Annotated in this window: 22 protein-coding genes; 6 read left to right on the plus strand and 16 right to left on the minus strand. The window is 71.5% G+C overall.

Features of this window, described 5'->3' with window-relative positions; translation table 11 throughout:
* Window positions 1-74: 74 nt before the first annotated feature.
* From OHA91_RS12075 to OHA91_RS12090, 4 genes are all read right to left on the minus strand, one after another.
* Window positions 75-1,160: a branched-chain amino acid aminotransferase gene (locus tag OHA91_RS12075; protein WP_031148593.1), complete on the minus strand. Its 1,086-nt coding sequence runs from the start codon at window positions 1,158-1,160 to the stop codon at window positions 75-77.
* Between the two features lie 226 nt (window positions 1,161-1,386).
* Window positions 1,387-2,427: a 3-isopropylmalate dehydrogenase gene (locus tag OHA91_RS12080; RefSeq protein WP_031148591.1), complete on the minus strand. Its 1,041-nt coding sequence runs from the start codon at window positions 2,425-2,427 to the stop codon at window positions 1,387-1,389.
* 90 nt (window positions 2,428-2,517) lie between these two features.
* On the minus strand, window positions 2,518-2,646 hold the full coding sequence (locus tag OHA91_RS12085) for a hypothetical protein (RefSeq protein ID WP_258054012.1): 129 nt from the start codon (window positions 2,644-2,646) through the stop codon (window positions 2,518-2,520).
* 260 nt (window positions 2,647-2,906) lie between these two features.
* Window positions 2,907-3,791 carry a LysR family transcriptional regulator gene (locus tag OHA91_RS12090; RefSeq protein WP_328739222.1) on the minus strand — a complete coding sequence of 295 codons (885 nt, stop codon included), beginning with the start codon at window positions 3,789-3,791 and terminating at the stop codon, window positions 2,907-2,909.
* Window positions 3,792-3,892: 101 nt separating this feature from the next.
* On the opposite strand from OHA91_RS12090, the gene OHA91_RS12095 reads away from it, so the two are divergent.
* Together OHA91_RS12095 and OHA91_RS12100 are read left to right on the plus strand one after the other, a co-directional pair.
* On the plus strand, window positions 3,893-4,906 hold the full coding sequence (locus tag OHA91_RS12095; protein ID WP_328739223.1) for an NADP-dependent oxidoreductase: 1,014 nt from the start codon (window positions 3,893-3,895) through the stop codon (window positions 4,904-4,906).
* Between the two features lie 119 nt (window positions 4,907-5,025).
* The gene (locus OHA91_RS12100) at window positions 5,026-7,056 is read left to right on the plus strand and encodes a phosphocholine-specific phospholipase C (RefSeq protein ID WP_328739224.1); all 2,031 of its coding nucleotides are present in this window, start codon (window positions 5,026-5,028) and stop codon (window positions 7,054-7,056) included.
* Between the two features lie 19 nt (window positions 7,057-7,075).
* On the opposite strand, the gene OHA91_RS12105 is transcribed toward OHA91_RS12100, so the two are convergent.
* Window positions 7,076-7,612: a GNAT family N-acetyltransferase gene (locus OHA91_RS12105; RefSeq protein ID WP_031148581.1), complete on the minus strand. Its 537-nt coding sequence runs from the start codon at window positions 7,610-7,612 to the stop codon at window positions 7,076-7,078.
* The gene (locus tag OHA91_RS12110; RefSeq protein ID WP_031148579.1) at window positions 7,612-8,130 is read right to left on the minus strand and encodes an SMI1/KNR4 family protein; all 519 of its coding nucleotides are present in this window, start codon (window positions 8,128-8,130) and stop codon (window positions 7,612-7,614) included. Before OHA91_RS12110 ends, OHA91_RS12105 begins: the two co-directional genes overlap by 1 nt.
* A 115-nt stretch (window positions 8,131-8,245) precedes the next feature.
* On the opposite strand from OHA91_RS12110, the gene OHA91_RS12115 reads away from it, so the two are divergent.
* Window positions 8,246-8,947: a nitroreductase family protein gene (locus OHA91_RS12115; protein WP_031148577.1), complete on the plus strand. Its 702-nt coding sequence runs from the start codon at window positions 8,246-8,248 to the stop codon at window positions 8,945-8,947.
* Here OHA91_RS12115 and OHA91_RS12120 read toward each other — a convergent pair.
* The 4 genes from OHA91_RS12120 to OHA91_RS12135 all read right to left on the minus strand — a co-directional run bounded on the left by OHA91_RS12120 (window position 8,931) and on the right by OHA91_RS12135 (window position 12,894).
* Window positions 8,931-9,158, minus strand: a complete 228-nt coding sequence (locus OHA91_RS12120; protein ID WP_031148575.1) for a hypothetical protein — start codon at window positions 9,156-9,158, stop codon at window positions 8,931-8,933. The two genes, OHA91_RS12115 and OHA91_RS12120, sit on opposite strands and share 17 nt — an antisense overlap.
* Window positions 9,158-10,051, minus strand: coding sequence for a hypothetical protein (locus tag OHA91_RS12125; protein WP_051893007.1), 894 nt, complete (start codon window positions 10,049-10,051; stop codon window positions 9,158-9,160). The genes OHA91_RS12120 and OHA91_RS12125 overlap by 1 nt, the downstream gene beginning before the upstream one ends.
* A 253-nt stretch (window positions 10,052-10,304) precedes the next feature.
* Window positions 10,305-11,936: an L-glutamate gamma-semialdehyde dehydrogenase gene (pruA, locus tag OHA91_RS12130; RefSeq protein ID WP_031148571.1), complete on the minus strand. Its 1,632-nt coding sequence runs from the start codon at window positions 11,934-11,936 to the stop codon at window positions 10,305-10,307.
* 31 nt (window positions 11,937-11,967) lie between these two features.
* A complete protein-coding gene (locus tag OHA91_RS12135) occupies window positions 11,968-12,894 on the minus strand; it encodes a proline dehydrogenase family protein (protein WP_031148569.1) in 927 nt (308 codons plus the stop codon).
* A gap of 159 nt (window positions 12,895-13,053) precedes the next feature.
* Here OHA91_RS12135 and OHA91_RS12140 point away from each other — a divergent pair, with 159 nt between their 5' ends.
* Together OHA91_RS12140 and OHA91_RS12145 are read left to right on the plus strand one after the other, a co-directional pair.
* Window positions 13,054-14,349, plus strand: coding sequence for a PucR family transcriptional regulator (locus OHA91_RS12140; RefSeq protein ID WP_031148567.1), 1,296 nt, complete (start codon window positions 13,054-13,056; stop codon window positions 14,347-14,349).
* A gap of 493 nt (window positions 14,350-14,842) precedes the next feature.
* Window positions 14,843-15,817: an NAD(P)-dependent alcohol dehydrogenase gene (locus OHA91_RS12145; RefSeq protein ID WP_328739225.1), complete on the plus strand. Its 975-nt coding sequence runs from the start codon at window positions 14,843-14,845 to the stop codon at window positions 15,815-15,817.
* Here the strand turns inward: OHA91_RS12145 and OHA91_RS12150 are convergent.
* Window positions 15,807-16,415, minus strand: a complete 609-nt coding sequence (locus OHA91_RS12150) for a TetR/AcrR family transcriptional regulator (RefSeq protein WP_031148562.1) — start codon at window positions 16,413-16,415, stop codon at window positions 15,807-15,809. The genes OHA91_RS12145 and OHA91_RS12150 overlap by 11 nt on opposite strands.
* An 89-nt stretch (window positions 16,416-16,504) precedes the next feature.
* On the opposite strand from OHA91_RS12150, the gene OHA91_RS12155 reads away from it, so the two are divergent.
* Window positions 16,505-18,061, plus strand: coding sequence for an MFS transporter (locus OHA91_RS12155; RefSeq protein WP_328739226.1), 1,557 nt, complete (start codon window positions 16,505-16,507; stop codon window positions 18,059-18,061).
* Window positions 18,062-18,191: 130 nt separating this feature from the next.
* Here the strand turns inward: OHA91_RS12155 and serA are convergent, their stop codons facing one another.
* The 5 genes from serA to OHA91_RS12180 form a co-directional block, all read right to left on the minus strand.
* Window positions 18,192-19,781: a phosphoglycerate dehydrogenase gene (gene serA / locus OHA91_RS12160; RefSeq protein WP_328739227.1), complete on the minus strand. Its 1,590-nt coding sequence runs from the start codon at window positions 19,779-19,781 to the stop codon at window positions 18,192-18,194.
* A 308-nt stretch (window positions 19,782-20,089) separates the two neighbouring features.
* Window positions 20,090-21,091, minus strand: a complete 1,002-nt coding sequence (gene ilvC / locus OHA91_RS12165) for a ketol-acid reductoisomerase (protein ID WP_030664757.1) — start codon at window positions 21,089-21,091, stop codon at window positions 20,090-20,092.
* 150 nt (window positions 21,092-21,241) lie between these two features.
* The gene (ilvN, locus tag OHA91_RS12170; RefSeq protein WP_030027475.1) at window positions 21,242-21,766 is read right to left on the minus strand and encodes an acetolactate synthase small subunit; all 525 of its coding nucleotides are present in this window, start codon (window positions 21,764-21,766) and stop codon (window positions 21,242-21,244) included.
* A gap of 32 nt (window positions 21,767-21,798) precedes the next feature.
* Window positions 21,799-23,685, minus strand: coding sequence for an acetolactate synthase large subunit (locus tag OHA91_RS12175; RefSeq protein WP_031148552.1), 1,887 nt, complete (start codon window positions 23,683-23,685; stop codon window positions 21,799-21,801).
* Between the two features lie 204 nt (window positions 23,686-23,889).
* Window positions 23,890-26,781, minus strand: a complete 2,892-nt coding sequence (locus OHA91_RS12180) for a putative bifunctional diguanylate cyclase/phosphodiesterase (protein ID WP_408059163.1) — start codon at window positions 26,779-26,781, stop codon at window positions 23,890-23,892.
* Window positions 26,782-26,989: the final 208 nt, after the last annotated feature.

A 26,989-nucleotide genomic window follows, 5' to 3' on the forward strand; every position in this document is an offset into this window, starting at 1 on the left:
CGCGAGCGGGCCCGCACCCCGGAGATCCGGAGTGCGGGCCCGCTCCCGTACGCAGGTGGCGACACCCGCGCCCCCTAGCCCAGGGGGTGCATCCAGCCGTGGGTGTCGGCGGCCCGGCCGGTCTGGAGCTCCAGCAGCGCCTTGCGCAGGCGCATGGTGACCTCGCCGGGCTCGCCGTCGCCCTGGGTCCAGTCGGCGCGCTCGGACTTGACCGAGCCGACCGGGGTGATGACGGCGGCCGTGCCGCAGGCGAACACCTCGGTGAGGGTGCCGTTGGCGTTGTCGCGCTGCCAGTCCTCGGTGGTCAGGCGGCCCTCTTCGGCGGTGTAGCCGAGGTCGCGGGCGATGGTGAGGAGGGAGTCGCGGGTGATGCCGGGGAGCAGCGAGCCGGTGAGCTCGGGGGTGACGATGCGGTCGCCGTACACGAAGTACAGGTTCATCCCGCCCATCTCCTCGATCCAGCGGTGCTCGACGGCGTCGAGCCAGACCACCTGGTCGCAGCCGTGCGAGGCGGCCTGGGCCTGCGCGACGAGCGAGGCGGCGTAGTTGCCGCCGGTCTTGGCCGCGCCGGTGCCGCCCTTGACCGCGCGGACGTAGTCCTCGGAGAGCCAGACGGAGACGGGCTTGACGCCGCCGGGGAAGTACGCGCCGGCGGGCGAGGCGATGACGATGAAGAGGAACTCGTTGGCCGGGCGGACGCCGAGGCCGACCTCGGAGGCGAACATGAAGGGCCGCAGGTACAGCGAGGCCTCGCCGGAGTCCGGCACCCAGGCGCGGTCCTGCTTGATCAGGACGTCGCAGGCCTCGATGAACAGCTCGGTCGGCAGCTCCGGCATGGCCATGCGGCGCGCGGAGGACTGGAAGCGCGCGGCGTTGGCCTCGGGGCGGAACGTGGCGACGGTGCCGTCGGGCTGGCGGTAGGCCTTGAGGCCCTCGAAGATCGTCTGCGCGTAGTGCAGGGTCATGTTCGCCGGGTCGATCGAGAGCGGCGCGTACGGGACCAGTTCGGCGTCGTGCCATCCGCGGCCCTCGGTCCACTTGATCGTCACCATGTGGTCGGTGAAGTGGCGGCCGAAGCCGGGGCTGGCCAGGATCGCCTCGCGCTCCGCGTCGGACAGCGGGTTCGAGGAGGGCTTGAGCTCGATCGTGGGCGTCGTCATGAGTGCTTGTCCTTCACCGGTTGTGTATGGCGGACCGCGCTCACGGCGCACCAGGACGTCCGAGCTTCCCCGCATTCCGCGGCCTCGCGTTCGATTATCGCGCGCGGGCAGGCTTCGGAGAAGCGGGGGATTGCGGCCCAGGGGAGATGGTGGCACCCGGGGCCGCACAGGAAAAGCCGCCGGGTCCCATTGTGACCCGGCGGCTTCCTGAGGTGGAGCGGCCGGGTCAGCCGGCTACTCGCGCGGCGAGGGCGTCGCCGATCGCGTCGGTGGAGCGGAAGGTTCCGTCGCGCTCGGCGAGGTCGGCGGAGACCGCGTCCTCGATGCGGACGGCCTCGGCCTCGTAGCCCAGGTGGCGCAGCAGCAGGGCGACGGAGAGGATCGTCGCGGTCGGGTCGGCCTTGCCGGTGCCGGCGATGTCCGGGGCCGAACCGTGGACGGGCTCGAACATGGACGGGAAGGCGCCGGTCGGGTTGATGTTCCCGGAGGCGGCCAGGCCGATTCCGCCGGTGACGGCTGCGGCCAGGTCGGTGAGGATGTCACCGAAAAGGTTGTCCGTGACGATGACGTCGAAGCGCTCCGGCTGGGTGACGAAGAAGATCGTCGCGGCGTCGACGTGCAGGTAGTCGGTGGTGACCTCGGGGTACTCCTGGCCGACCTTGTCGAAGATGTTCTTCCACATGTGGCCCGCGTACACGAGGACGTTGTTCTTGTGGACCAGCGTCAGCTTCTTGCGGGGGCGGGAGTTGGCCCGCTCGTACGCGTCACGGACGACGCGCTCGACGCCGTACGCGGTGTTGATGCTGACCTCGGTGGCCACCTCGGCCGGGGTACCCGTGCGCAGGCTGCCGCCGTTGCCGGTGTACGGGCCCTCGGTGCCCTCGCGGACCACGACGAAGTCGATGTCCGGGCGGCCCGCCAGCGGGGTGGCGGTGTTGGGGAACAGCTTCGACGGGCGCAGGTTGATGAAGTGGTCGAAGGCGAAGCGCAGCTTCAGCAGCAGGCCGCGCTCCAGCACGCCGGACGGCACCGAGGGGTCGCCGATGGCGCCCAGCAGGATCGCGTCGTGGTGCTTGAGGGCTTCGAGCTCCGCGTCCGGGAGGGTCTCACCGGTGCGGTGCCAGCGCTGGGCGCCGAGGTCGTATTGCCTGGTCTCCAGCTTCACATCCTGGGGCAGGACCGCGGTAAGGACCTTGAGTCCCTGAGCCACGACTTCCTGGCCGATGCCATCACCGGGGATCACTGCGAGATTGATGCTGGTCGACATGGCGAAACCGTACTCCGTGTCCAGCCCTCAGACATTTCACGTCCACGATGTGGACGTGAAATGTCCTGGGCGGCGTTGTGCCAGGGCGGGTCAGTGGCCGGTCGAGCCGCCGTTGTCGCGGCGGTCGAGGGCGCGCTGCAGGGCGGCGGCGGCGTTCTTGCGCTCGTCGGCCGAGGCGGAGGCGTGGCGGACGCGGCGGGCGGTGGTGGTTGCGGTCATGGTGATCGACTCCTTGAGATCACGGCGTGGCGGGGCCACGGATGAGGGGTTCCTTCAAGGCGCCGGAAGAGGCGGGGAGCTGTGCGCCGCAGGGGTTGCCTGCCAGGGGCGCGCGCTCTCGACCGCCATTCGCCTGATCGGCGAGACGTTCGGCTCCTACAAAGCTAGGGCAGGTCCCGCTGTATGTCTCGGCAGTTACTCGGACTTCCTACTATCTGAGACGCGAATCCCTTCGAAAAGCCGCCTCCCGAGGGTCCGTTTCAGCCTCTCGCGGAGCGAAGTTCCCTGATCAGAGCCCTGATGGCGAGGGTGGAGGCGGCTTCCGACGTCGTGACGTATCCCACCTGCCTCACCGGCCCCTGCGGGCCCAATCCGGTGATCTCCACCGCCTCGGTCGCCTCCCTCAGGGAGAGCTCGGGCATGATCGCCATGCCGAGGCCGCGGCCGACCATGGTCAGCACCATCGCGTCGTCCTCCGCCTTGACCGTCGCTCGCGGGATCCAGTCCTGGGCCCGCCACCAGGCGCGGGTGTAGGAGCCGCAGTTCTCGTCCCAGTCCATGAGGGGCAGCGACCTCGGGTCGGGATGCCCCGCCGGGTGCACCAGGCGGTACGCCTCCTGCATGAGCACCCCGGTCAGCAGGCCCGGCGGCGCCGGGTCCTGCGAGCCGCCCAGGGTGGCGATGCCCAGGTCCGCACGGCCCGCCGCCACTTCCCCGGCCGCGCCGGCGCCGATCTCGCGCACCACGCGGACCTCGGGGCGGATGCCGGGGTGCCGGGCGGTCAGCCGTTCCAGGGCGGCTGGCAGCAGGTGCAGGGCAGCGCTGCGGAACGCCGCGATCCGCAGTACGCCGCCGAGCGTGTCGCGGCCCCCGTCCCGGCCCGCGCCGCGCGCCTCCGCGCCCATGGCCTCGTACAGCCGCAGGATGCGGCGGGCGTGGCCGACCGCCCGCTCCCCCGCCGGTGTGGGCGACGCCCCGGACCGCCCGCGCTCGAAGAGCACCGCGCCGAGCTTGGCCTCGCTCCCCCGCACCGAGTGCGATACGGCCGACTGGGTGAGGCCGAGCGCCGCGGCCGCGGCGGAGAACCCGCGGGCTTCCGCGACGGCGACCAGGATCCGCAGTTCCTGCGGGAGGAGATCGGACACCGGGGCTCCCACCTCGTTGTATGAGTGGCGTTCATGGATGCGTGGCTTCCATGAACCCAACCCCCTGCCCGGCTCCGGGATTCCTTCCTAGCGTTCGGGCCATGACCACGAACACCGCTCGCGCCGTCCACCAGATCGCCCGCACCGACGGCTTCCCCGCCGCCTCCGACTTCGCCTACGTCGCCTCCCCGGTCCCCGAGCCTCGACCCGGCACCGCCCTGGTGGAGAACCTGCTGCTCTCCGTGGACCCGTACCACCGCGGCCTGATGGACGGCGGCGAGGGCGGCTTCGAGCTGAACACCCCGCTGGAGGGCCGCTCGGTGGGCCGGGTGACCGCCTCCCGCGACCCGGGGCTGCGCGAGGGCGACCTGGTCTTCCACCGCGAGGGCTGGCGCACCCACGCCCTCGTCACCCTCGGCGTGGACGGCACCCGCAGGCTGCGGGGCCACGCGGGCGTCCCGTTGGAGGCGTACCTGTCCATCCTGGGCGGCACGGGCCTGACCGCGTACGCCGCGCTGACCCGGACCGCGGCGCTCCGGGAGGGCGAGGACCTCTTCGTCTCCGCCGCCGCGGGCGGGGTCGGCACCGCCACCGGGCACATCGCGCGGCTGCTGGGCGCCCGGCGGATCATCGGCAGCGCCGGCTCGGCGGCGAAGGTCCGCCACCTCACGGACGTCCTCGGCTTCGACGCGGCCTTCGACTACCACGACGGCCCGGTCGGCGAGCAGCTGGGGAAGGCCGCTCCGGACGGCATCGACGTCTACGTGGACAACGTGGGCGGCGAGCACCTGGAGGGCGCGATCGGCGCGCTGCGGGAGTTCGGCCGGATCGCCTGGGTCGGCGCCGTCTCGACCTACAACGGGGACCGCTCCCCCGCCGCGCCCCGCAACCTCTGCGAGGTCGTACACAAGTCGCTGCGCCTGGAGGGCGTATTGGTTCGCCATCACACCAATCTTCAGGACGAGTTGGAGGACTTCCTCGTCCCCCATCTGCGCACCGGCCGGATCGGCACCGACACCACCGTTGTGCAGGGCTTCGAACACACGGTGGACGCCTTCCGGGGCATGCTCCGCGGCGAGAACGTGGGCAAGATGCTCGTGCGGATCGACGGCTGATTCCGGCCACCCGTAAGTTCACCGAACTCTTACCGCACGGCTGTAGACCTTTGAAGCCACCCCCGCCACCCTTGCCGTCGATGTGCCGCCGGGGCACCACAGGTGGAGGCGAGGGGCCAGTGACACCGATCAGCCGAAGAGGTTTCGTGGGAATCGGCGCCGGGCTGATGGCGGGGGCGGCCCTGCCCGTCGTGGCGCCCCGGTCGGCGGCCGCGGCCGCCGCGAGCGGCACCATCACCGATGTGAAGCACGTGGTGGTCCTGATGCAGGAGAACCGCAGTTTCGACCACTACTTCGGCAGGCTGAAGGGCGTCCGCGGGTTCGGCGACCGCGCCGCCGGGAACATCCCGGGCGGCTGGGGAACGTTCAACCAGCCCAACTGGGGCGCCCGGCAGTACCCGTGGAAGCTGTCCGCCACCCCGCCGGCGGGCGGCGCGGACGGTGCGACCCTGGCCCAGTGCAGCGGCGACCTCCCGCACAGCTGGACCTCGCAGCACGCGGCCTGGAACAAGGGCCGGATGGACAACTGGGTCCTGGGCGTCGGCAACACCCGCACCCTCGGGCACCTGGACCGGGGCGACATCCCCTTCCACTACGCCCTCGCCGACCACTACACGATCTGCGACGCGTACTTCTGCTCCGCCCTCAGCGCGACCGGCCCGAACCGCACGTTCCTGTGGAGCGGGAAGATCGACGCCGCCAGCAAGGACGGCGGCGACGAGTCGGGGCTGACCTGGGAGACGTACGCGGAAGCCCTGCAGCGCGCCGGGATGACCTGGAAGGTCTACCAGAACGCCCAGGACAACTACGGCGACAACGGTCTCGCCTACTTCAAGAACTTCACCGACGCGGCCCCCGGGAACCCGCTGTGGGACCGGGGCATGGGCTCGGTCCCCAAGGTCACCGGCTCCACCCCGGACGACATCGCGGCCGCGATCCGCGCCGACGCCGTCGCCGGCACCCTCCCCCAGGTGTCCTGGGTCGTCGCGAACGAGGCCTTCTCGGAGCACCCGTACGCCCCGCCCGGCGACGGCGCGCACTTCGTGGACCTGGTCTACCGCGCCCTCGCCGCGAACCGCGAGGTCTTCGACTCCACCGTCCTGTTCCTCAACTACGACGAGAACGACGGCTTCTTCGACCACGTGCCGCCGCCCGTCGCCCCGCCCGGCACCCCCGGCGAGTACCTGGACGGCCTCCCGATCGGCCTCGGCTTCCGCGTCCCCATGCTGGTCATGTCCCCCTGGACGCGCGGTGGATGGGTCAGCTCGGAGGTCTTCGACCACACCTCGGTGCTCCGCTTCATGGAGACCTGGACCGCAGCCCTCGGCACCCCCGCCGCCTGCCCGAACATCAGCGCGTGGCGCCGCAGGGTGGTGGGCGACCTGACCGGCGTCTTCGACTTCGCGCACCCGGTGTACGGGGCCCCCGCGGGCCTCCCGTCGACCGCCGAGGTGATCGGCCAGGCCACCTGCGCCCCGCTGCCCAACCCGGTGCCGCAGGACAACGCCCTCCCGGCGCAGGAGCCCGGTACCCGCCCGGCGCGCGCCCTCCCGTACCAGGTCAACGGCAACCTCGACCGCTTCGAGTTCGGGGCGGCCGGCCAGATCACGGCCTGGTTCTCGATGACCAACCAGGGCGCCCGGGCCAAGCGCCCGGCGCACTTCTCGATCCACCCGCACCAGCACCGGGACACGGCGGCCTGGCAGTACACGGTGGACCCGGGCGGCGCCGCGACGGACTACTTCCACATCGGGCTCGGCCACGGCTCCGGCACGTACGACATCTCGATGTACGGGCCGAACCGCTTCCTGCGGCGCTTCATCGGCGACGCGTCCAGGGCGGGCAGGGCGATCGAGGTGGCGGCGCGGTTCGCAGTGGAGCCCGGTACCGGCAAGACGGCGATCTGGTTCAGGATGACGAACTCCTCCGCCTCCCCGGTCACCTTCACCATCCGCTCCAACGCCTACCGTTCGGACGGCCCGTGGACGTACACCGTCCCGGCGAACTCCTCCCGCGAGGACTTCTTCAACGCGGTGGCGTACCACAAGGGCTGGTACGACTTCACGATCCTGGCCGACTCCGACAGCACCTGGTCGCGCCGCTACACGGGCCACATCGAGACGGGCTCGGCGAGCGTCTCGGGGTCATGACCCTCTCGCCCGGCAGGGCCTAGAGGACGTCCCCGTCGCGCCAGTCGAAGTCGAGCCGCGCGGCGGGGTCCGGCCGGATCCCGCCGGGCGGCGCCCACACGTAGGTGGAGCCCTCCTCCTCGGGCAGCCGTACCGGCCCGTCCGGCGAGAGCGCCCCCACCTCGCCCGGCCACACCGACCAGCCGCGGGCCAGGTACAGCCCGGCCCCCTCCTCCGACGCCGACAGCGCGCCCAGCACGTAGGCCCCCGCCACGACCTGCTCCAGCCGGGCCATCACCTGCCCGCCGAGGCCGCGGCGGCGCAGGTCGGCCCGTACGGCCACGGCCTCGACGTATCCGGTGCGCAGAGCGCGGCCCCGGTGCAGGACCCGCCGCTGCACGACGCTGCCGTGCGCGGCGAGCCGAGCGTCCACGCGGATCAGCACGTGCATTCCGCCGAGCGCGTGCTCGAAGTCCTCGTCGGCGAAGTCCCCTTCGAAGGCGTCGTCGAGCAGGGACCGGATCGCGCGGAGCTCGCCGGCGGTCAGTTCCGAGGTGTGCGCGGTCCGCGTGTCCATCACTGCTCCAGCCACTCGGTGTACCAGCTGCGGAAGTCCGGGCTCTCGGGGAAGTGGCAGCCGAAGTCCTGGTCCAGCTGCCAGACCTGACCGGCCAGCGGCCCGTTGAGGATCAACCTCGCATACATGCCGCACCCCTCCTCGGCCAGCATGAGCGTGCCCAGGGTCAGCCCCTCGGCCTCGTCGAACCGGCGGTTTTCATCGAACGGACGGGGCCCCCGGATCGGGCAGGGCGCGGCCAGCCGGCCCGGGCGGCGGTCGTCCCGCCACTCGTCGTCCACCGCCCAGTCGTCGTCGACCCCCGTGCGCGGGGTGATCAGCGGCATCAGCCCGTGCCGGGGACCCGCCGGGCCGTCGCCGACCGTCGTGACGAACGTCCGGTACTCCTCGGGCAGCCGAATGCCGTGCTCCTCCTCGAAGGCCCGGACCTCCGCCTCCGGGAGCGGCGGGCTCAGCTCGTACCGGAAGATCTTCGCGCGCAACCTCGCCCGTACGGCCTCCGCGTCCCACTCACTCATCCCGCGAACGTATCAAGGACGGGGACCGCATTGCGGACGCCGAACGCCGCACACCGGCCGCCATCGGCCGAAGCGGCTCTAGCGGTCTGGACCACTGCGTCGGCAGACTCGCCCCATGTCGCCCGATACCCAGCAGTGGACCCCCACCCACGGCCAGCCGTACCGCCCCGCCGCCTACCGGCCCGAGCGCATGCCGCAGCACGAATCCCTGGCGCGGGCCGCCGAGTTGCGGGCCCGGATGGACGAGCGGCGGACCGTACGCCACTTCTCCCCCGACCCGGTGCCCGAGCAGGCCGTCCGGGACGCCGTCGCGTGCGCGGCGACGGCGCCGTCCGGGGCCCACCAGCAGCCGTGGACCTTCGTCCTGGTCAAGGACCCGGCCGTGCGCCGGCAGATCCGCGCGGCCGCGGAACAGGAGGAGGAGCTCTCCTACGACGGCCGCCTCGGCGACGAATGGCTGGCGGCCCTGCGCCCGCTCGGCACGGACGCCGTGAAGACGCACCTGACGGACGCCCCCGCGCTGATCGTGGTCTTCCAGCAGCGCTACTGGCTCGGCCCCGACGGCACGAAGCGCAAGCACTACTACGTGGACGAGTCGGTCGGCATCGCGGTCGGCATGCTCCTGTCCGCCCTGCACCTGAGCGGCCTCGCCGCCCTGATCCACACCCCGAGCCCGATGCGCTTCCTGGGCCACGTCCTGAACCGGCCGGCGAACGAGAAGGCCTTCGCGGTCATCCCGGTCGGCTACCCGGCGGACGACTGCGTGGTCCCGGACCTGGTCCGCAAGTCCCTCGACCAGGTCATGGTCGAGGTGTGACCACCTCGCCGCCGGGCGGCTCAGGGGCCTGCCCCGGCGCCGCCGCGGCCTGCCCGCCGCCGAGGGCCTCGGCGAGCCGCATCCCGATCCGCACCCGGTCCTCGGGGGTGCCGGCCTCCATGGCGGCCCGCACCTGCCGCAGGATCAGCCAGTCCCGCACCACTTTCGCCACCCCGAGCACGGCAGCCGTCACGATCACCGCGGTCAGCATCACGATGTCCTCCGCGCCGCGGCGTCCGGGGCGCGGCAGGGCCCGCGCCGCAGGGTGACGAAGGCGCCGCCCATCGCGATCTCACCGGGGAACCACGGCTGGTCCCGCAGCCGCTCGGCGACCCCGCGCGGCCGCTGCGCCAGACCGCTCCGGCGCAGCCGCCGCTCGAGTTCGTCCCGTTCCACGGCGCAGCACCACTCCACGACCACGTCCCCGCCGCCGTGGGTGTACACGTTCGCCGATCCGTGGGCGGCCCCGGCCGCGCCCAGCAGTCGCGGGCGTCGCAGGAGCCTGCTGTTCAGCCAGTCCTGCGCCGCGACCGAGCCTGGGTCGCCCCCTGCGTCGGCGCGCCCGCCCAGCTCCGCCGCCTCGGCGGGGTGCAGGCGGTGGCGGTTGCGCCGCCACAGCTGTGTCAGCCCGTCGCCGTGTTCCGGCAGCACCGGGCGCCAGTCCGGGTCGGGGTGCAGCAGATGGACCGCGGCCCCGTCCCGCAGCCGGGTCAGCGCCCAGCTCGGGCCCGTCGGGACGATGCGCAGCCCGGGCACCCCGCGGAGTCCGCCGTGGTGCTCGTCGAGGCGCGGCAGCACCGTGGCGAGGACCCGGTCCGCCATGGCCGGGTGCAGTCCGAGGGCCAGCCCGGTGCGGGCCGGCCGGGCGGAGGTGAAGCCGAAGAGGGCCCCGTCTCGGTGCTCGCTCTCACGGAGCCCGTCGGCGATCTCGGCCAGCACGAGCGACTCCAGGACGCGCTGTCCCTCGTCCTCGGCGTCCGGGACCGGTTGGCGGTGGTCGATCAGCCCCGTTTCGGCCCAGCCGAGACAGGTGCGGTGCGGCAGACCGGTGGCCGCGCGGCAGATGGACGCGGCACGGTGGCGGTTGTCTGTACGCCTGGACATACGTCTCCCCGGGCGCCGGTCCCGGTACGGGCGCGTAGAGGTTGCGTATCTCCAGCGGTCTTTCCCACCCCGTACGGGAACTCGGCAGAGCCCTTGGCTCCCCCGGGTCACCGGGCCCGGGTAGTGGAGCTGGTCGCCGTACGCGACAACTGCGCCCAGGCTAGCAGGAGTTGCCCGGTCCCGAAATGGATACCGCCCCCGCTCCGGACTTGGGGGTACCGGAGCGGGGGCGGGGTTCAGCAGGGGCCGGAGGTCAGCCCATGTGGGGGTAGCCGTACTCGGTCGGCGGGACCAGGGTCTCCTTGATGGAGCGGGTCGAGGTCCAGCGGAGCAGGTTCGACGCGGCGCCGGCCTTGTCGTTGGTGCCGGAGGCGCGGCCGCCGCCGAAGGGCTGCTGGCCGACGACGGCGCCGGTGGACTTGTCGTTGATGTAGAAGTTGCCCGCCGCGAAGCGGAGCTTCTCCATCGCGTCCGCCGCCGCGTAGCGGTCCGCGGCGATGATCGAGCCGGTCAGGGCGTATGCCGAGACGGACTCCATCTGCGCCAGCATGGCGTCGTAGTTCTCGTCCTCGTAGACGTGGATCGCCAGGATCGGGCCGAAGTACTCGGTCGTGAAGACCTCGTTCTCCGGGTCGGTGCACACGATGACGGTCGGGCGGACGAAGTAGCCCTCCGAGTCGTCGTAGGTGCCGCCGGCGACGATCTCGCAGGTCGGGTCGGCCTTGGCGCGGTCGATCGCGGCCTTGTTCTTCGCGAAGGAACGGTCGTCGATGACGGCGCCGATGAAGTTGGTCAGGTCGGTGACCGGGCCCATGGTGATGCCGTCGACCTCGGCCGCGAAGGCCTCCTTGAAGCCGTCGTTCCAGATGGAGGCCGGGACGTAGGCGCGCGAGGACGCCGAGCACTTCTGGCCCTGGAACTCGAAGGATCCGCGGGTCAGGGCGGTCTTCAGGATCGCGCGGTCCGCGGACGGGTGCGCGACGACGAAGTCCTTGCCGCCGGTCTCGCCGACCAGGCGCGGGTAGGACTTGTACTTCTCGATGTTGTTGCCGACCGTCTTCCACAGGTACTGGAAGGTCTTGGTCGAGCCGGTGAAGTGGATGCCGGCCAGCTCGGGGTGGTTCAGGGCCACCTCGGAGACGGCGATGCCGTCGCCCGTCACCAGGTTGATGACGCCCTTGGGCAGGCCGGCCTCCTCCAGGAGCTCCATGAGGAGGACCGCGGAGTGGGTCTGCGTCGGGGACGGCTTCCACAGGACCACGTTGCCCATCAGGGCGGGAGCGGTCGGCAGGTTGCCGGCGATGGCCGTGAAGTTGAACGGCGTGATCGCGTACACGAAGCCCTCGAGCGGGCGGTGGTCGCTGCGGTTCCACACGCCGGCGGAGTTCGCGACCGGCTGCTCGGCCAGGATCTGGCGGGCGAAGTGGACGTTGAAGCGCCAGAAGTCGACGAGCTCGCACGGGGTGTCGATCTCCGCCTGCTGGGCGGTCTTCGACTGGCCCAGCATGGTCGAGGCGGCGAGCTTCTCGCGCCACGGGCCGGACAGCAGCTCGGCGGCGCGCAGGATGATCGCCGCGCGGTCGTCGAAGGACATCGAGCGCCAGGCCGGGGCGGCGGCCAGGGCGGCGTCGATCGCCTCCTGGGCGTCGGCCTGGGTGGCGTTCGCGTAGGTGCCGAGCACCGACTTGTGGTCGTGCGGCTGGACCACGTCGAAACGCTCGCCGCCGCCCATCCGCTTGACGCCGTTGATCGTCATCGGAAGGTCGATCGGGTTCTCGGACAGCTGCTTGAGCTGCTCTTCGAGGCGCGTGCGCTCCGGGGTGCCGGGGGCGTACGAGTGGACCGGCTCGTTGACCGGAGCGGGGACCTGGGTCACAGCATCCATGGGGGTGGTAACTCCTTGACCTGGTTCTTGGCTAGTTCTTGGTGATCATCGAGCGGACGAAGAAGAGCAGGTTGGCCGGCTTCTCCGCGAGGCGGCGCATGAAGTAGCCGTACCAGTCCGTCCCGTACGCGGTGTAGACGCGCATGCGGTGGCCCTCGGCGGCGAGCCGCAGGTGCTCCTCGCTGCGGATGCCGTACAGCATCTGGAATTCGTACTCGTCCAGTTTGCGCCCGGCCTTGCGGGCGAGCTCCTGGCCGATGGCGATGAGGCGCGGGTCGTGGGACCCGATCATCGGGTAGCCCTCGCCGTCCATCAGGATCTTCAGGATGCGGACGTACGCCTTGTCGATCTCCGCCTTGTCCAGGTACGCGACCTCGGCGGGCTCCTTGTAGGCGCCCTTGACGATCCGCACGCGGCTGCCGTTGGCGGCCAGGCGCCGGGCGTCGGCCTCGGTGCGGAAGAGGTACGCCTGGATCACGCAGCCGGTCTGCGGGAAGTCCTTCCGCAGCTCCTCGTGGATGGCGAACATCGAATCGAGGGTGGTGTGGTCCTCGGCGTCCAGCGTCACGGTGGTGCCGATGGCGGCGGCGGCCTCGACGACGGGGCGGACGTTGGCGAGCGCCAGCTCGTGGCCGCCCTCCAGGGCCTGGCCGAACATGGACAGCTTGACGGACATCTCGGCCTTCTCGCCGAGGCCGAGCTCCGCGAGGCGCTCGATGAGCTGGAGGTAGGCGTCACGCGCCGCGTAGGACTGCTCCACCTCGGTGATGTCCTCGCCGACGACGTCGAGGGTGACCTCCAGGCCGGCCTGCGTGAGGTCCTCGACGATCGGGATGACCTGGTCGACCGTCTCGCCGGGGATGAAACGGTTCACCACGGGCTTGGTCACCGGGGCGGCAGAGACGATACGACGCATCTTGTCGCTGCGCGAAGCGGCGAGGATCACGGGACCCAGCACGGGGCACCTCCAGCGGGTGGCAGAAGAAAAGCGCAAGTAAAACCACCGTGAAACCTAAGGATCGCTTTGATCCTCTGCCATCGACAGCTGTCACGCATCCGTGTCCGCGATCTCATACATCTGTCTGAAGAGTGCGGCCGCGGGTGGGAGAATGTGCGCGTGAAGGGCGATTACCAGGACCTGGTGGACGAGATCTCGGCGCTCCTCGGCGCCCCGGCGACCCTGGAGAACCGGGACTTCCGCCTCATCGCCTTCGGCGCCCACGACAGCGACGACGACCTCGCGATGGACCCCGTACGGACCCGGTCGATCCTGACCCGGCAGTCGACGGCGGCCGTGCGGGCCTGGTTCGAGGGCTTCGGCATCGCCCGCGCCACCGGCCCCGTCCGCATCCCGGCGGCGCCCGACGCGGGGGTGTTCCGGGGGCGGATCTGCCTGCCGGTGCGGTCCCGGGGCATCGTGCAGGGCTACGTGTGGCTGCTCGACCAGGAGCCCGGCAAGCCCGGCCCCGACCCCGCGGCGCTGGCCGCGGCCATGGAGGTGGCCCAGCGGATCGGGGTGCTGCTCGCCGAGGAGGCGAAGGCGGGGGCGGACCTGTCGCGGGAGTTCCAGGCGGTGCTCACGGCCGGGCGGGGGTGGCAGCAGGACATGGCGGTGGCCGCGCTGCGGGCCGCCCTCGGGCCGGGCGGGGACGGCCTGCACGCGGCGGTCTGCGTCGCGCCGTGGCCCGGTGAGACTCCCGCGACCGTGCCGGGCGCGGCGGCCGTGTGCGTCGTACCACTGCGGGGCGGCGGCGCGGGCGAGCCGGGCGCCGCGTCCGCAGCCGGGCCCGCGGGCGGCCTGGCCCTGGCCGTACTGCTCCGGCTGCGGTCGACGGACGCGCTGGCTCCGGCGTTGACGGCGGTGGCACGGCTGCTGCCGCGCGCGGCGGAACCGGCGGCGGCCGCTGCGGCCGGCCCGGGCGCCTCCGGATCCCGGGCCAAGGCGGCGTCGGCCGGGGCGTCCACGGGAGCCGGGTCCACGACCGCGGCCGGCCCGCACCGGATGACCGCGGGGGTCGCCGACCCCGTCCGCGGCCTGGCCGAACTGCCCGCCGCCTGGGAGCAGGCCGTGGCCGCGGCCCGCGCGGCGGTGGCCGAGCCCCGGTTCGGCCCGGTCGCCCAGTGGTCGCAGATCGGCCCGTACCGGCTGCTGGCGAGCCTGGCCTCCGACCCGGTGGACGACCCTGCGGCCCGGACCCTGCTCACCCCGGCCCACCGCGAACTCGCCCGTACCGCCGAGGTGTTCCTGGACTGCGCCGGCCAGGCGGGCCGCGCCGCCGCCGCCCTCGGCATCCACCGCCAGACCCTCTACTACCGCCTCGGCCGCGTGGAACAGCTGACCGGCCTCGACCTCGACGCGGGCGAGGACCGCCTCCTGCTCCACATGGCCCTCAAGGCCTCCCGCCTGGCCTGAACCGGGCATCAGTCGGCCCGGGGGCAGCGGCGCATCGTCACGTTGGAGGTGCAGGTGGATGACCTGGAGCTCCAGGGTCTCCACGACGTCGGAGGCGGGCCTGAACAGAAAGCCGGGCCTTCGCGGCCTCGGACGCGTCTTTGCGGTAGGCGCCGGCAAGAAGGTGCGAGGCCCGGCAGGAGTTCGCCGAACAGGAGATCAGCGCGCTCTGTGCACTTCGGGGTTTCCGGATCCGGTGGCTCCATCCGCCCGTTTCCCGAAAGCGCCGAACCGGCCCGTTCGGTCGGGGCCCCCCATGGCAGACGGCCGAACCGACACCGCTCGTGACAGTACGGACCCGGCCACTCCCGGGCCCTGGTCTGAGGGTGTTCCCCGGGGCGTCTCAGGGCTGTCCCCGATGCCCCGGTGGCTGCCGCTTCCCTAGCCTCGCGGACAGGGCCGGCCGCCCTGCCCGCGGAGCCCTCCGCGCCGGTCGGTGCACCATGGAGGCTCCGTGAAGGCGATCGTCCAGGACCGGTACGGCTCCCCCGGCGTACTGGAGTTGAGGGAGGTCGAGCGGCCACGGGTCGGTGACCGGGAGGTGCTCGTACGGGTCCGTGCGGCCTCGGTCAACGCGCGCGACTGGCACCTCATGCGGGGCGACCCGTATCTGGCCCGGCTGGTGCTGGGCCTGCGGCGCCCGAAGGTGCGGATCCGGGGCACCGACTTCGCGGGCCGGGTGGAGGCGGTGGGCAAGGACGTGACCCGGCTGCGCCCCGGCGACGAGGTGTTCGGCGAGGCCGAGGGCGCCTTCGCCGAGTACGTGTGCGCCCCGGCCGACGCGGTGGAGCCGAAGCCCGCGAACCTGACGTTCGAGCAGGCGGCCGCGGTCCCGCTGGCGGGGAACACCGCCCTGATGGGCCTGCGCGACCTGGGGCGCCTGCGACCGGGACAGCGGGTTCTGGTCAACGGCGCGTCAGGCGGGGTGGGAACCTTCGCCGTTCAGATCGCCAAGGCCCTCGGCGCGGAGGTGACCGGCGTGTGCGGCACGAGGAACACGGAGCTGGTGCGCTCGCTCGGCGCCGACCACGTCGTCGACTACTCCCGGGAGGACTTCACCCGCACCGGCCGGCGACACGACCTCGTCCTCGACCTGGTGGGCAACCGGTCGCTCGCCGCGTGCCGGCGGGCGCTGACGCCCGGAGGCACGCTGGTGCTCTCGGGCGGCGGCGTGTCCGAAGGGGGCAGCCTGGTGGGGCCGATGTCCCTCCTGGTGAGGGGCCGGGCGCTCTCCGGCTTCGTCCGCCAGCGGCTGCTCGTCCTCACCGCGGCGCCGGACCGGGAGAACCTGGCGGCGCTGCGGGAACTCGTCGAATCCGGCCGGGTCACCCCGGCCGTCGACCGCACCTACCCTTTGCGCGAGGTGCCCGAGGCCATCAGGTACCTCGAGGTGGAGCACGCCCGCGCGAAGGTGGTCATCACGGTGTAGGCCGTCCGCCTCCGCCGGTCTGCTCCTGCGGCCGGGTCATCGCCTCGGCGGCCCGGCGCATGCCCTCGGTGAACTCCTCGGCCGTGGCCGCCGATTCCGGATCGAAGAGCCACTGGATCATCAGGCCGTTGAGCAGCGCCTGGTAGAAGGAGCCCAGGGTGCGCACGTCCCGCTCGTCGAGTTCGCCCTCCGGGGTGCCGGTGAGCATGGAGATCAGCCCGCGGCGCCCCTCGGCCTGGGAGGCCGCGAGCATGGCCCGCAGCTCCGGCCGCTGGTCGCGGCCGAGCGCCACCTCCAGGCTCGCCGCCCAGACGGGCGCGGACTTCTCGTGCTGCGCGAGGACGCCTTCCCAGAGCGCGCGGAAGCGCTCCAGCGATCCGCCCTCCCCGGCCAGGCCGTCCTGGAAGACCGCCCCCCACTCCTCGATCAGGCCGATGAAGGCCTCGGTGAGCAGGGCGTCCTTCGAGCCGTAGTGGTAGCCGATGGAGGCCAGGTTCGTCCCCGACGCGCTGACGATGTCGCGCGCGGTGGTGCGTACGAACCCCTTCTCCACCAGGCACTTCTTGGCGCCTTCGAGCAGATCTTCGCGATGTCCCATGGCCTCACCGTAGCAAGACAACTGTCCTAGACGACAGTTCTATACAAGCGTCATAGACAAGCGTTTAATACATGTGTATGTTCCTCGGCATGACGAACCCCGCCGCCACAGCGCGACTCGCCGGCCGCCGTGAATGGACCGCCTTCACCGTCCTGGTGCTGCCCCTGCTCCTGGTCTCGATGGACGTCTCGGTCCTCTACTTCGCCATTCCGGCGATCACCGAGCAGCTCGACCCGAGCGCCACCCAGCAGCTCTGGATCTTCGACAGCTACGCCTTCGCCCTCTCCGGCCTGCTGATCACGATGGGCTCGCTCGGCGACCGGATCGGCCGCCGCCGGCTGCTGCTGATCGGAGCCGCCGCCTTCGGCCTCGCCTCGGTCGGCGCCGCCTACGCCACCAGCGCGGAGATGCTCATCGCGGCCCGCGTCCTGCTCGGCATCGGCGGCGCGACCCTGATGCCGTCCACGCTGGCCCTCGTCCGCAACCTCTTCCAGGACGACAAGCAGCGCGGCAAGGCCATCGCCATCTGGTCCGGGGCCATGACCGGCGGCATCGCGCTCGGCTCGGTGCTGAGCGGCGTGATGCTGAACCACTTCTGGTGGGGCTCCGTCTTCCTGGTCAACGTGCCCGCCATGGTCCTGCTGCTCGCCCTGGTCCCCGTCCTGGTCCCGGAGTTCAAGGACCCCGTCCCGGGCCGCTTCGACCTGGCCGGCGTCCCGCTGTCGATGGCCGCGGTGCTGCCGGTCGTGTACGGCCTGAAGGAGATCGCCGCCGAGGGCTTCGAACCCCTCCACCTGGGCTGCCTCGCCGTCGGCCTGGCCTTCGGGTACGTCTTCGTCCGCCGCCAGCGCACCCGTGACGACGCCATGATCAGCCGCTCGCTGTTCCAGGGCCGCGGTTTCGGCGCCGGCATCGGCCTGAACACCCTCGCCGCCTTCGCCATGCTCGGCTCGGCCTACTTCACCACCCAGTACCTCCAGGCGGTGCTCGGCATGGGCACGCTGGAAGCCGCCCTGTGGAGCCTGGCCCCCTCCGTCGTCATCGGTGCGGCGGCCCCCGTCTCCGCGTCCCTCGCCCAGAAGGTGGACCGGGCCTACGTCATCGCCGGCGGGTTCGTCCTCGCCGCCGCCGGATTCGCGCTGATCGGCCTGGTGGGCACCGACTCCCTGTGGCTGCTGCTGACCGGCGCGGGCGTCCTGGCCTCGGGCATCGTCACCGTGATGTCCCTGGTCTCCGACCTGGCCCTGGGCGCGGCCCCCGCCGAGAAGGCCGGTTCCGCCGCCTCCCTGCTGGAGACCGGTACGGAGTTCGGCGGCGCCCTGGGCATGGCCGTCCTCGGCAGCCTGGGCACCGCGGTCTACCGCAGCGACCTGGCCGACGCCGAGCCCGCCGCACGGGAGACCCTGGGCGGCGCCGTCGCCACCGCCCACCGGATCGGCGGGGAGGCGGGCGAGCAGGCCTTGACCCTGGCCCGCGAGGCCTTCGTCCACGGAATGCAGTACGCGGCCTGGGGCGGTACGGCACTGCTGCTCGGTGCGGCCGTGCTCGCCGCGGCTCTGATGCGGGGGACCGGCGCCCCCGCGCCGGCCGCGGCGGAGCCCGCCCCGGCCGCCGGGGCGCGGGAGCACGAGGCGGCGTACAACTGACCGGCGCGGTGCGGCGCGGCGCGTCCGGCGGAAGGCGGACGCGGAAGGCGGACGCGCCGCGCGGAACGCTGAACGCGGAAGGGCCCGGGGTCTCCCCCGGGCCCTTCCTCATGTCACTGCCGTGGCGGCGTCAGGCGAGGCTGACGGTGCGCGCCGAAACGGCGCCGATCTCGGAGGCGATGTCCGCGAGGACGCCCGCCGGCACCTCGGCGTCGACGGTGAGGACCGCGAGGGCCTCGCCGTGCTCCTCCGCGCGGGCGACCTGCATGCCCGCGATGTTCAGCCCGCCCTCGCCGAGGACGCGGCCGACGGTGCCGACCACGCCGGGGCGGTCGGTGTAGCGCAGCACGACCATGTAGTCGGCGAGCGCCAGGTCCACGTCGTACTCGCCGATGCCCACGATCTTCTGAAGGTGCTTCGGGCCCGCGAGCGTGCCGGAGACCGAGACCTCCTGGCCGTCCGACAGGGTGCCGCGGACGGTCACCACGTTGCGGTGGTCGGGGGACTCCGAGCTGGTGGTCAGGCGCACCTCGACACCGCGCTCCTGAGCGAACAGCGGGGCGTTGACGTAGGAGACCGTCTCGTCGACGACGTCCTCGAAGACACCCTTGAGCGCGGACAGTTCGAGCACCTTGACGTCGTGCTGGGTGATCTCGCCGCAGACCTCGACGTCGAGGCGGACCGCGACCTCGCCCGCGAGGGCGGTGAAGATGCGGCCGAGCTTCTCGGCGAGCGGCAGGCCCGGACGGACGTCCTCGGCGATGACGCCGCCCTGGACGTTGACCGCGTCCGGTACGAGCTCACCGGCGAGGGCGAGGCGCACCGACTTGGCGACCGAGACACCGGCCTTCTCCTGGGCCTCGTCCGTGGACGCGCCGAGGTGCGGGGTGCAGACGACCTGGTCGAGCTCGAAGAGCGGGGAGTCCGTGCAGGGCTCCTTCGCGTACACGTCGAGGCCGGCGCCGGCGACGCGGCCCTCCTTGATGGCCGAGTACAGGGCGGCCTCGTCCACGATGCCGCCGCGCGCGGCGTTGACGATGCGGACGGACGGCTTGACCTTGTGCAGGGCCTCGTCGCCGATGAGACCGAGGGTCTCGGGGGTCTTGGGCAGGTGCACCGTGATGAAGTCGGCGACCTCCAGCAGCTCGTCCAGCGTCAGCATCTTGACGCCCATCTGGGCGGCGCGCGCGGGCTGGACGTAGGGGTCGTACGCGACGATCTTCATGCCGAAGGCCGACATGCGCTGGGCGACGAGGACGCCGATGCGGCCGAGGCCGACGACACCCAGGGTCTTCTCGCTGAGCTCGACACCCGTGTACTTGTTCCGCTTCCACTCGCCGTTCTTGAGAGCGGTGTTGGCCTGCGGGATGTTGCGCGCGGTGGCGACGAGCAGGCCGCAGGCGAGCTCGGCGGCGGTCACGATGTTCGAGGTCGGGGCGTTGACGACCATCACGCCGGCCTTGGTGGCGGCGGAGACGTCGACGTTGTCCAGACCGACGCCGGCGCGGGCGACGACCTTCAGCTTCTTCGCCGCGGCGATGGCCTCGGCGTCGACCTTCGTCGCGGAGCGGACGAGGATCGCGTCGACGTCGACGATCGCGGGCAGCAGCTCCCCGCGGTCGGCTCCGTTGACGTGCCGGATCTCGAAGTCCGGACCGAGCGCGTCCACCGTGGCGGGCGACAGCTCTTCGGCGATGAGTACGACAGGTTTCGAGCTCACGTGGGTCATCCTCACAAGTCCAGTGCGGACGGCCGTCCCGACGGCCGCAGGCGGTGGAGGGGGTAGCCGCGTGGAAGACGCACGACACTGTGGGCCTGACGCGTATGTGTTGAGCAGTGTAGTGGCGCAGACGGACCGGTTTTCCGCCTGTACGGAAGGATCACTCTTCCGTGGTTGGCCGGGTTGGACAAGCGGCCCCCGCGAGGGCTCCGATCCCGGCGCTCCGGTCACCGGTGCGGCAGGTGCCGTACCGCACGGTGATGCGCGGCGGGGCCGGGACGCACCGTCCCGGCCCCGCCGCCGCGAGATCAGCTCTCGTCGTTGTCGACCCAGCTCATCAGCTTGCGCAGCTTCTTGCCGGTGGTCTCGAGCAGGTGCTCGGAGTCGGCCTTCTTGTACTCGTTGTACTTCGGCAGACCGGCCTTGTACTCGGCCATCCACTCCTCGGCGAACTTGCCGCTCTGGATCTCCTCGAGGACCTTCTTCATCTCGGCCTTGGTGGCGTCGGTGATGACGCGCGGGCCGGTGATGTAGTCGCCCCACTCGGCGGTCTCGGAGACCGACCAGCGCATCTTCTCCAGGCCGCCCTCGTACATGAGGTCGACGATGAGCTTCAGCTCGTGCAGGCACTCGAAGTAGGCGATCTCCGGCTGGTAGCCCGCCTCGGTCAGGGTCTCGAAACCGGCCTTGACCAGCGCGGACGCGCCACCGCAGAGGACGGCCTGCTCACCGAACAGGTCGGTCTCGGTCTCCTCGGTGAAGGTGGTCTTGATGACGCCGGCGCGGGTGCCGCCGATGCCGGCCGCGTACGAGAGCGCCAGGTCGAAGGCCTTGCCGGTGGCGTCCTGCTCGACGGCGGCGATGCACGGGACGCCGCGGCCCTCCTCGTACTGGCGGCGGACCAGGTGGCCCGGGCCCTTCGGGGCGACCAGCGCGACGTCCACGTTGGTGGGGGGCTTGATGAAGCCGTAGCGGACGTTGAAGCCGTGGCCGAAGAAGAGCGCGTCGCCCTCCTTGAGGTGGTCCTTGATGGACTCCTCGTAGATCTCGGCCTGCAGCGGGTCCGGGGTGAGGATCATGATGACGTTCGCCCACTCGGCGGCCTCGGCCACGGGGACGACCTTCAGGCCCTGCTCCTCGGCCTTGGCCTTGGACTTCGAGCCCTCCTTCAGGCCGACGACGACGTCGACGCCGGAGTCACGGAGCGACAGCGCGTGGGCGTGGCCCTGGCTGCCGTAACCGATGACCGCGACCTTGCGGCCCTGGATGATGGACAGGTCGGCGTCGTTCTCGTAGAACAGCTCGGCCACTGGGATATCTCCTTGGTGCGCTGGTGTTGCTCCCACCGTACGGCGGGGAACGGAATCTGAGTTCGTCGGTCTCGCTATGCGGGCCGAGCGTGTCTGCTGCGGTCCGGCGGCCCCGGCGGCCGCTGTGCCGCGGTCGCCGGGCCGGCCGGGTCAGGCGCTGCGGTCGAGTGCGCGCAGGCTGCGGTCCGTGATGGACCGTCCGCCGCGCCCTATGGCGATCGTGCCGGACTGCACGAGCTCCTTGATGCCGAAGGGCTCCAGCATCTTGAGCATCGCGCCGAGCTTGTCGGAGCCGCCGGTCGCCTCGATGGTGACGGCCTCCGGGGAGACGTCGACCGTCTTGGCGCGGAACAGCTGGACGATCTCGACGATCTGCGAGCGGGTCTCGTTGTCGGCGCGGACCTTCACCAGGACGAGTTCACGCTCGATGGCGTTGTGCGGCTCCAGCTCGACGATCTTGAGCACGTTGACCAGCTTGTTCAGCTGCTTGGTCACCTGCTCCAGCGGGAGGTCCTCGACGTTGACGACGATGGTGATGCGGGAGATGTCGGGGTGCTCGGTGACGCCGACCGCGAGGGAGTCGATGTTGAACCCGCGGCGGGAGAACAGGGCGGCGATCCGGGCGAGGATGCCGGGCGTGTTCTCGACCAGGACGGAGAGCGTGTGCTTGGACATGTGAGGCGTTCTCTCTCTCAGGCTCTCTCGGCTCAGTCGTCTTCGTTGTCGCCGAAGTCGGGACGGACGCCCCGGGCTGCCATGACCTCGTCGTTGGAGGTGCCGGCGGCGACCATCGGCCACACCATGGCGTCCTCGTGGACGATGAAGTCGATGACGACGGTACGGTCGTTGATCGCGTTGGCCTCGGCGATGACCTTGTCCAGGTCGGCCGGGTCCTCGCAGCGCAGCGCCACGCAGCCCATGGCCTCCGAGAGCTTGACGAAGTCCGGGACGCGGGTGCCCTTGCGGGGCGCGACGGACTCGCCGAGCTGGGAGCCGACCGTGTCGTGACCGGTCTCGTCGGCGTGCAGGACGGTGTTGGAGTACCGCTGGTTGTAGAACAGCGTCTGCCACTGGCGCACCATGCCCAGGGCGCCGTTGTTGATGATCGCGACCTTGATCGGGATGTTGTTCAGGGCGCAGGTGACCAGTTCCTGATTGGTCATCTGGAAGCAGCCGTCGCCGTCGATCGCCCAGACCGTGCGCTCGGGCATGCCGACCTTGGCGCCCATCGCGGCCGGGACCGCGTAGCCCATGGTTCCGGCGCCGCCGGAGTTCAGCCAGGTGCGGGGCTCCTCGTACTTGACGAAGTGCGAGGCCCACATCTGGTGCTGGCCGACGCCCGCCGCGAAGATCGTGCTCTTCGGCGCGAGCGCGCCGATCCGCTCGATGACCTGCTGCGGGGAGAGGCTGCCGTCCTCGGGCAGGTCGTAGCCCAGCGGGTACGTCTCGCGCCAGCGGTTGAGGTCGTTCCACCAGGCGGTGTAGTCGCCGGCGTTGCCCTCGGTGTGCTCGGCCTGGACCGCCTGGATCAGGTCGGCGATGACCTCGCGGGCGTCACCGACGATCGGGACGTCGACGGCGCGGTTCTTGCCGATCTCGGCCGGGTCGATGTCCGCGTGGATGATCTTGGCGAAGGGGGCGAAGCTGTCCAGCTTGCCGGTGACGCGGTCGTCGAAGCGGGTGCCCAGCGCGATGAGCAGATCCGACTTCTGCAGCGAGGTGACGCCGGTGACGGAGCCGTGCATGCCCGGCATGCCGACGTGCAGCGGGTGGCTGTCGGGGAAGGAGCCCAGGGCCATCAGGGTGGTGCAGACCGGGACGCCGGTCAGCTCGGCGAGGACCTTCAGCTCGGCGGTCGCGCCGGACTTCATGACGCCGCCGCCGACGTACAGGACCGGGCGCTTGGCCTGGCAGATGAGCTTGGCGGCCTCGCGGATCTGCTTGGCGTGCGGCTTGGTGACCGGCCGGTAACCGGGAAGGTCCTGGGAGGGCGGCCACGTGAAGGTGGTCTTCGCCTGCAGGGCGTCCTTGGCGATGTCGACGAGGACCGGGCCGGGACGGCCGGTGGCGGCGATGTGGAACGCCTCTGCGATCGTCTTCGGGATGTCCTCGGCCTTGGTGACCAGGAAGTTGTGCTTGGTGATCGGCATGGTGATGCCGACGATGTCCGCCTCCTGGAAGGCGTCGGTGCCGATCGCCTTGGAGGAGACCTGGCCGGTGATCGCGACGAGCGGGACGGAGTCCATGTGCGCGTCGGCGATCGGGGTGACCAGGTTCGTGGCGCCCGGTCCGGACGTGGCCATACAGACGCCGACCTTGCCGGTGGCCTGGGCGTAGCCGGTGGCGGCGTGGCCGGCCCCCTGCTCGTGGCGGACCAGGATGTGACGGACCTTCTTCGAGTCCATCATCGGGTCGTACGCGGGGAGGATGGCACCTCCCGGAATCCCGAAGACGGTGTCGCACCCCACCTCTTCGAGAGAGCGGATGAGGGACTGCGCACCCGTGACGTGCTCAACTGCGGCGGACTGCTGTCCGCCGGAACGGGGCCGCGGCTGCGGATGGTGGGCCCCGGTGGCCTGCTCGGTCATCGGCATTCTCTTCTCGAAGCTGAGGGTTTTACGCGGATTCGACTCTGTGCCAGTGCAACAAAAAACCCCTCGTGCCAGGAGGCAAGCGAGGGGAGCGCGTCGGGGGTGTTGAGCGGGGACATGCAGGTCCCAGCTTCAGCCGACGCGCTTTCCAAGTACGAGAATTCGGGTGCGCATGGCACTGACCCTCCCTCCGGCGGGAGGGTGATGTCAAGTAGGTGGGACGGGCGTCTCATTATGTGAGCCTCTACGGATGACCATCGAGCCCCCGGAGGAGCCGCCCGCCAGTGCCGGCTGGGCCGCTCCGCCCGGTACTGGGAACGTACCGCGCACCAGCGCGCGCCGCAGCCTGTACTCGTCGAGGGGGCCGGAAAAGGCCATCCCCTGGCCGTGCGTGCACCCCATGGCACGCAGCGCGGCCACCTGCTCGGGCAGGTCCACCCCGTCGGCCACCGAGCGCATGCCCAGGTCGTTTGCGATGCGCAAGAGACCGGCTGTGATCTTGTGCAGGCGGGCGGACTCGACCACTCCCTCCACCAGGCCGCGGTCCAGCTTGAGCATGTCCACGGGGAGGCGGCGCAGGGCGCTGATGGCCGCATAGCCGCTGCCGAAGCCGTCGAGGGAGATTCCCACCCCGAGCCGGTGCAGGGCCGCGAGGCGCCGCTCCAGGTCGTCGAAGGGGACTCTGGGGTCGGACACCGCGAGCTCCAGCACCAAGGCCCCGGACGGCAGGCCGTGCCGGGTCAGCAGGGCTTCCACGGAGCCGAGCGGCATGGCGCTGTCCAGGAGCCGCTGGGCGGTCATCCGCACGGCCACGGGTACGTCGTGCCCGGCCCGGTGCCGGTCGGCGGCCTGCTCCACGGCCTCCTCCAGCAGCCAGCGCCCCAGCTCGGCGGTGCGCGAGGCGTCCGGGCCCGTGCTGCCGGCGGCGGCGCCCGCCGCACCCTCGCTGTACTCGGCCACCCGGAGGAACTCGGTCGGGGTGAAGAGGATCCCCTGGGCGGAACGCCATCGGGCCTGCGCGGCGACGGCCGCGATCTCGCCGGTGGAGAGCGAGACCACGGGCTGGTGCAGCAGGGCGAACTCGCCCTCGTGGAGCGCGGTGCGCAGCCGGCCCGCCAGCTCGGCCTTGCGCACCACCTCGGCTTGCATCTGCGGGGCGTAGGTCTCGACGCGGTCCTTGCCGCCCGCCTTGGCCCGGTACATCGCCAGGTCCGCGTTGCGCATCAGGTCCGAAGGGGTGATCCCGGGGTCGGCGAAGGCCACGCCGATGCTGGCGGCCACCCGTACCTCGCTGCCGCCGATCCGGTACGGCTGGGAGAGCCTGGCGCGCAGCCGGTCGGCGATCTCGCGGACCTGGTACTCGCGGGCGCTGCGGTCTCGGCTCCCGTCGCCCAGGATCAGTGCGGCGAACTCGTCGCCGCCGAGCCGGGCGGCGGTGTCCCCGGCCCGGACCGAGTCCTGGAGCCTGCGGGCGGCCTCGATGAGCAGTTCGTCGCCGGCCTGGTGGCCGATGGTGTCGTTGACCGCCTTGAAGCCGTCGAGGTCGATGAAGAGCACGGCGGTGCTGTGGTCGCCCGCACGGCGGCCCGTCAGGGCCTGGCGCACGCGCCGGGTGAAGAGGGCCCGGTTGGGGAGGTCGGTGAGCGGGTCGTGTTCGGCGCTGTGCTGGAGCTGGGCCTGGAGCCGGACGCGCTCGGTGACGTCCCGGCTGTTGAGGATGAGTCCGCCCTGGTGGCGGTTGACGGTGGACTCCACGTTCAGCCACTCGCCGCCGCCCGACTTGAAGCGGCATTCGATACGGGTGGTGGGCTCCTCGGTGGGCGGTGCGGCGAGGAAGCGGCGTACTTCGTGGACCACCCTGCCGAGGTCGTCGGGGTGGATCAGGGTGGCCAGCTCCGTGCCGACCAGCTCCTCCGCCTCGCGGCCGTAGACCCCGGCGGCGGCCGGGCTGACGTACCGCAGGGTCCCGGTGGGCGCGGCGATCATGATGACGTCGCTGGAGCCCTGGACGAGGGAGCGGAAGTGGTTCTCCTTCTGGGCCAGTTCCTGGGTCAGCGCGATGTTGTCGAGGAGCATGATGCCCTGCCGGATGACGAGGGCGAGCACGACGGTGCAGCCGGTGAAGACGACCATCCTGTCGACCTTCCGGCCGTCCACGACGTTGTAGAGGATTCCGAGGGTGCACACGGCGGCCGCGAGGTACGGCGTGAGGGCGGGCAGGGATCCGGTGATCGGGCGGCTGTGCGGCCGGTCCCGCCGCGGGTGCCCGGCCGGCATCTGGCTCTGGTGGATGCGCCGGGCGCCCCAGGGTGCGTACGCGAGCAGCAGCGAGCCGGCGAACCAGCCGGCGTCGAGCAGCTGTCCGGACTGGTACTCGGCGCTCAGCAGGGGCGAGGTGAACAGGGCGTCACTGAGGACGGTCAGGGCCAGCGCCGCGATGGCGGTGTTGACGGCGGAGCGGTTGGTCTCGCTCCGCCGGAAGTGGAGGACGAGCACCATCGAGACGAGCGCGATGTCGAGCAGGGGGTAGGCGAGGGAGAGCGCGGCCCGCGGGACGCTGCCGGGGGCGCCGGACTGCGCGGTCCGCGCCGCGTGGGCCAGGGCCAGGCTCCAGGACAGGGTGAGCAGGGAGCCGCCGATGAGCCAGGAGTCGAGTCCCAGGCACACCCAGCCGGCGCGGGTGACCGGGCGTTTGGCGAGGACGAGCAGACCCACGATGGCGGGCGGGGCGAAGCAGAGGAAGGCGAAGTCGGCGAGCGAGGGCTTCGGCACGTCCTGGCCGAGGATCACCTCGTACCAGCCCCAGACGGCGTTGCCGCAGGCGCCCATGAGGGAGGAGAAGGCGAAGAGCAGCCAGGCGGGGCGTTCCCGGCTGTCGATCGTCCGTGCGTAGGTGTAGCAGGAGACGGCGGCGAGCAGACCGGCCGCGCTGAGCCCGAAGTCCCCCATGATCTCGGCGACTTCCTCGGACCCCCAGTTGAGGGCGGCGCCGACGGCGTACCCGCCGCTGACGACCGCGAGGATCAGCTGCATCGCCAGGCCCCTGCCTCCGCCCGAGACGGACGGCCGGTCCAGGAGCGCCGCCCCCGGGGTACTCACCGGTCCCCCTCGCCGGCTGCTTCCGGCGCGGTCCAGTCTCGGCAGCGTCGCCTCCGGCGGCTGTGCCGCATCGGATCCTTCGTCCATTGGCCGTGCATCGCCCGTCGCCCCCCAAAGTGTCCGATCACACCCCAGCGCCAGACGTTCGTGGCGCAGCCCCTTCTTCCGGACGATACACCACTTTCGTCACTCAGGGACATAGTTGCTC

Origin of the sequence: Streptomyces erythrochromogenes, assembly GCF_036170895.1 — a bacterium.
GTDB lineage: Bacteria > Actinomycetota > Actinomycetes > Streptomycetales > Streptomycetaceae > Streptomyces > Streptomyces erythrochromogenes.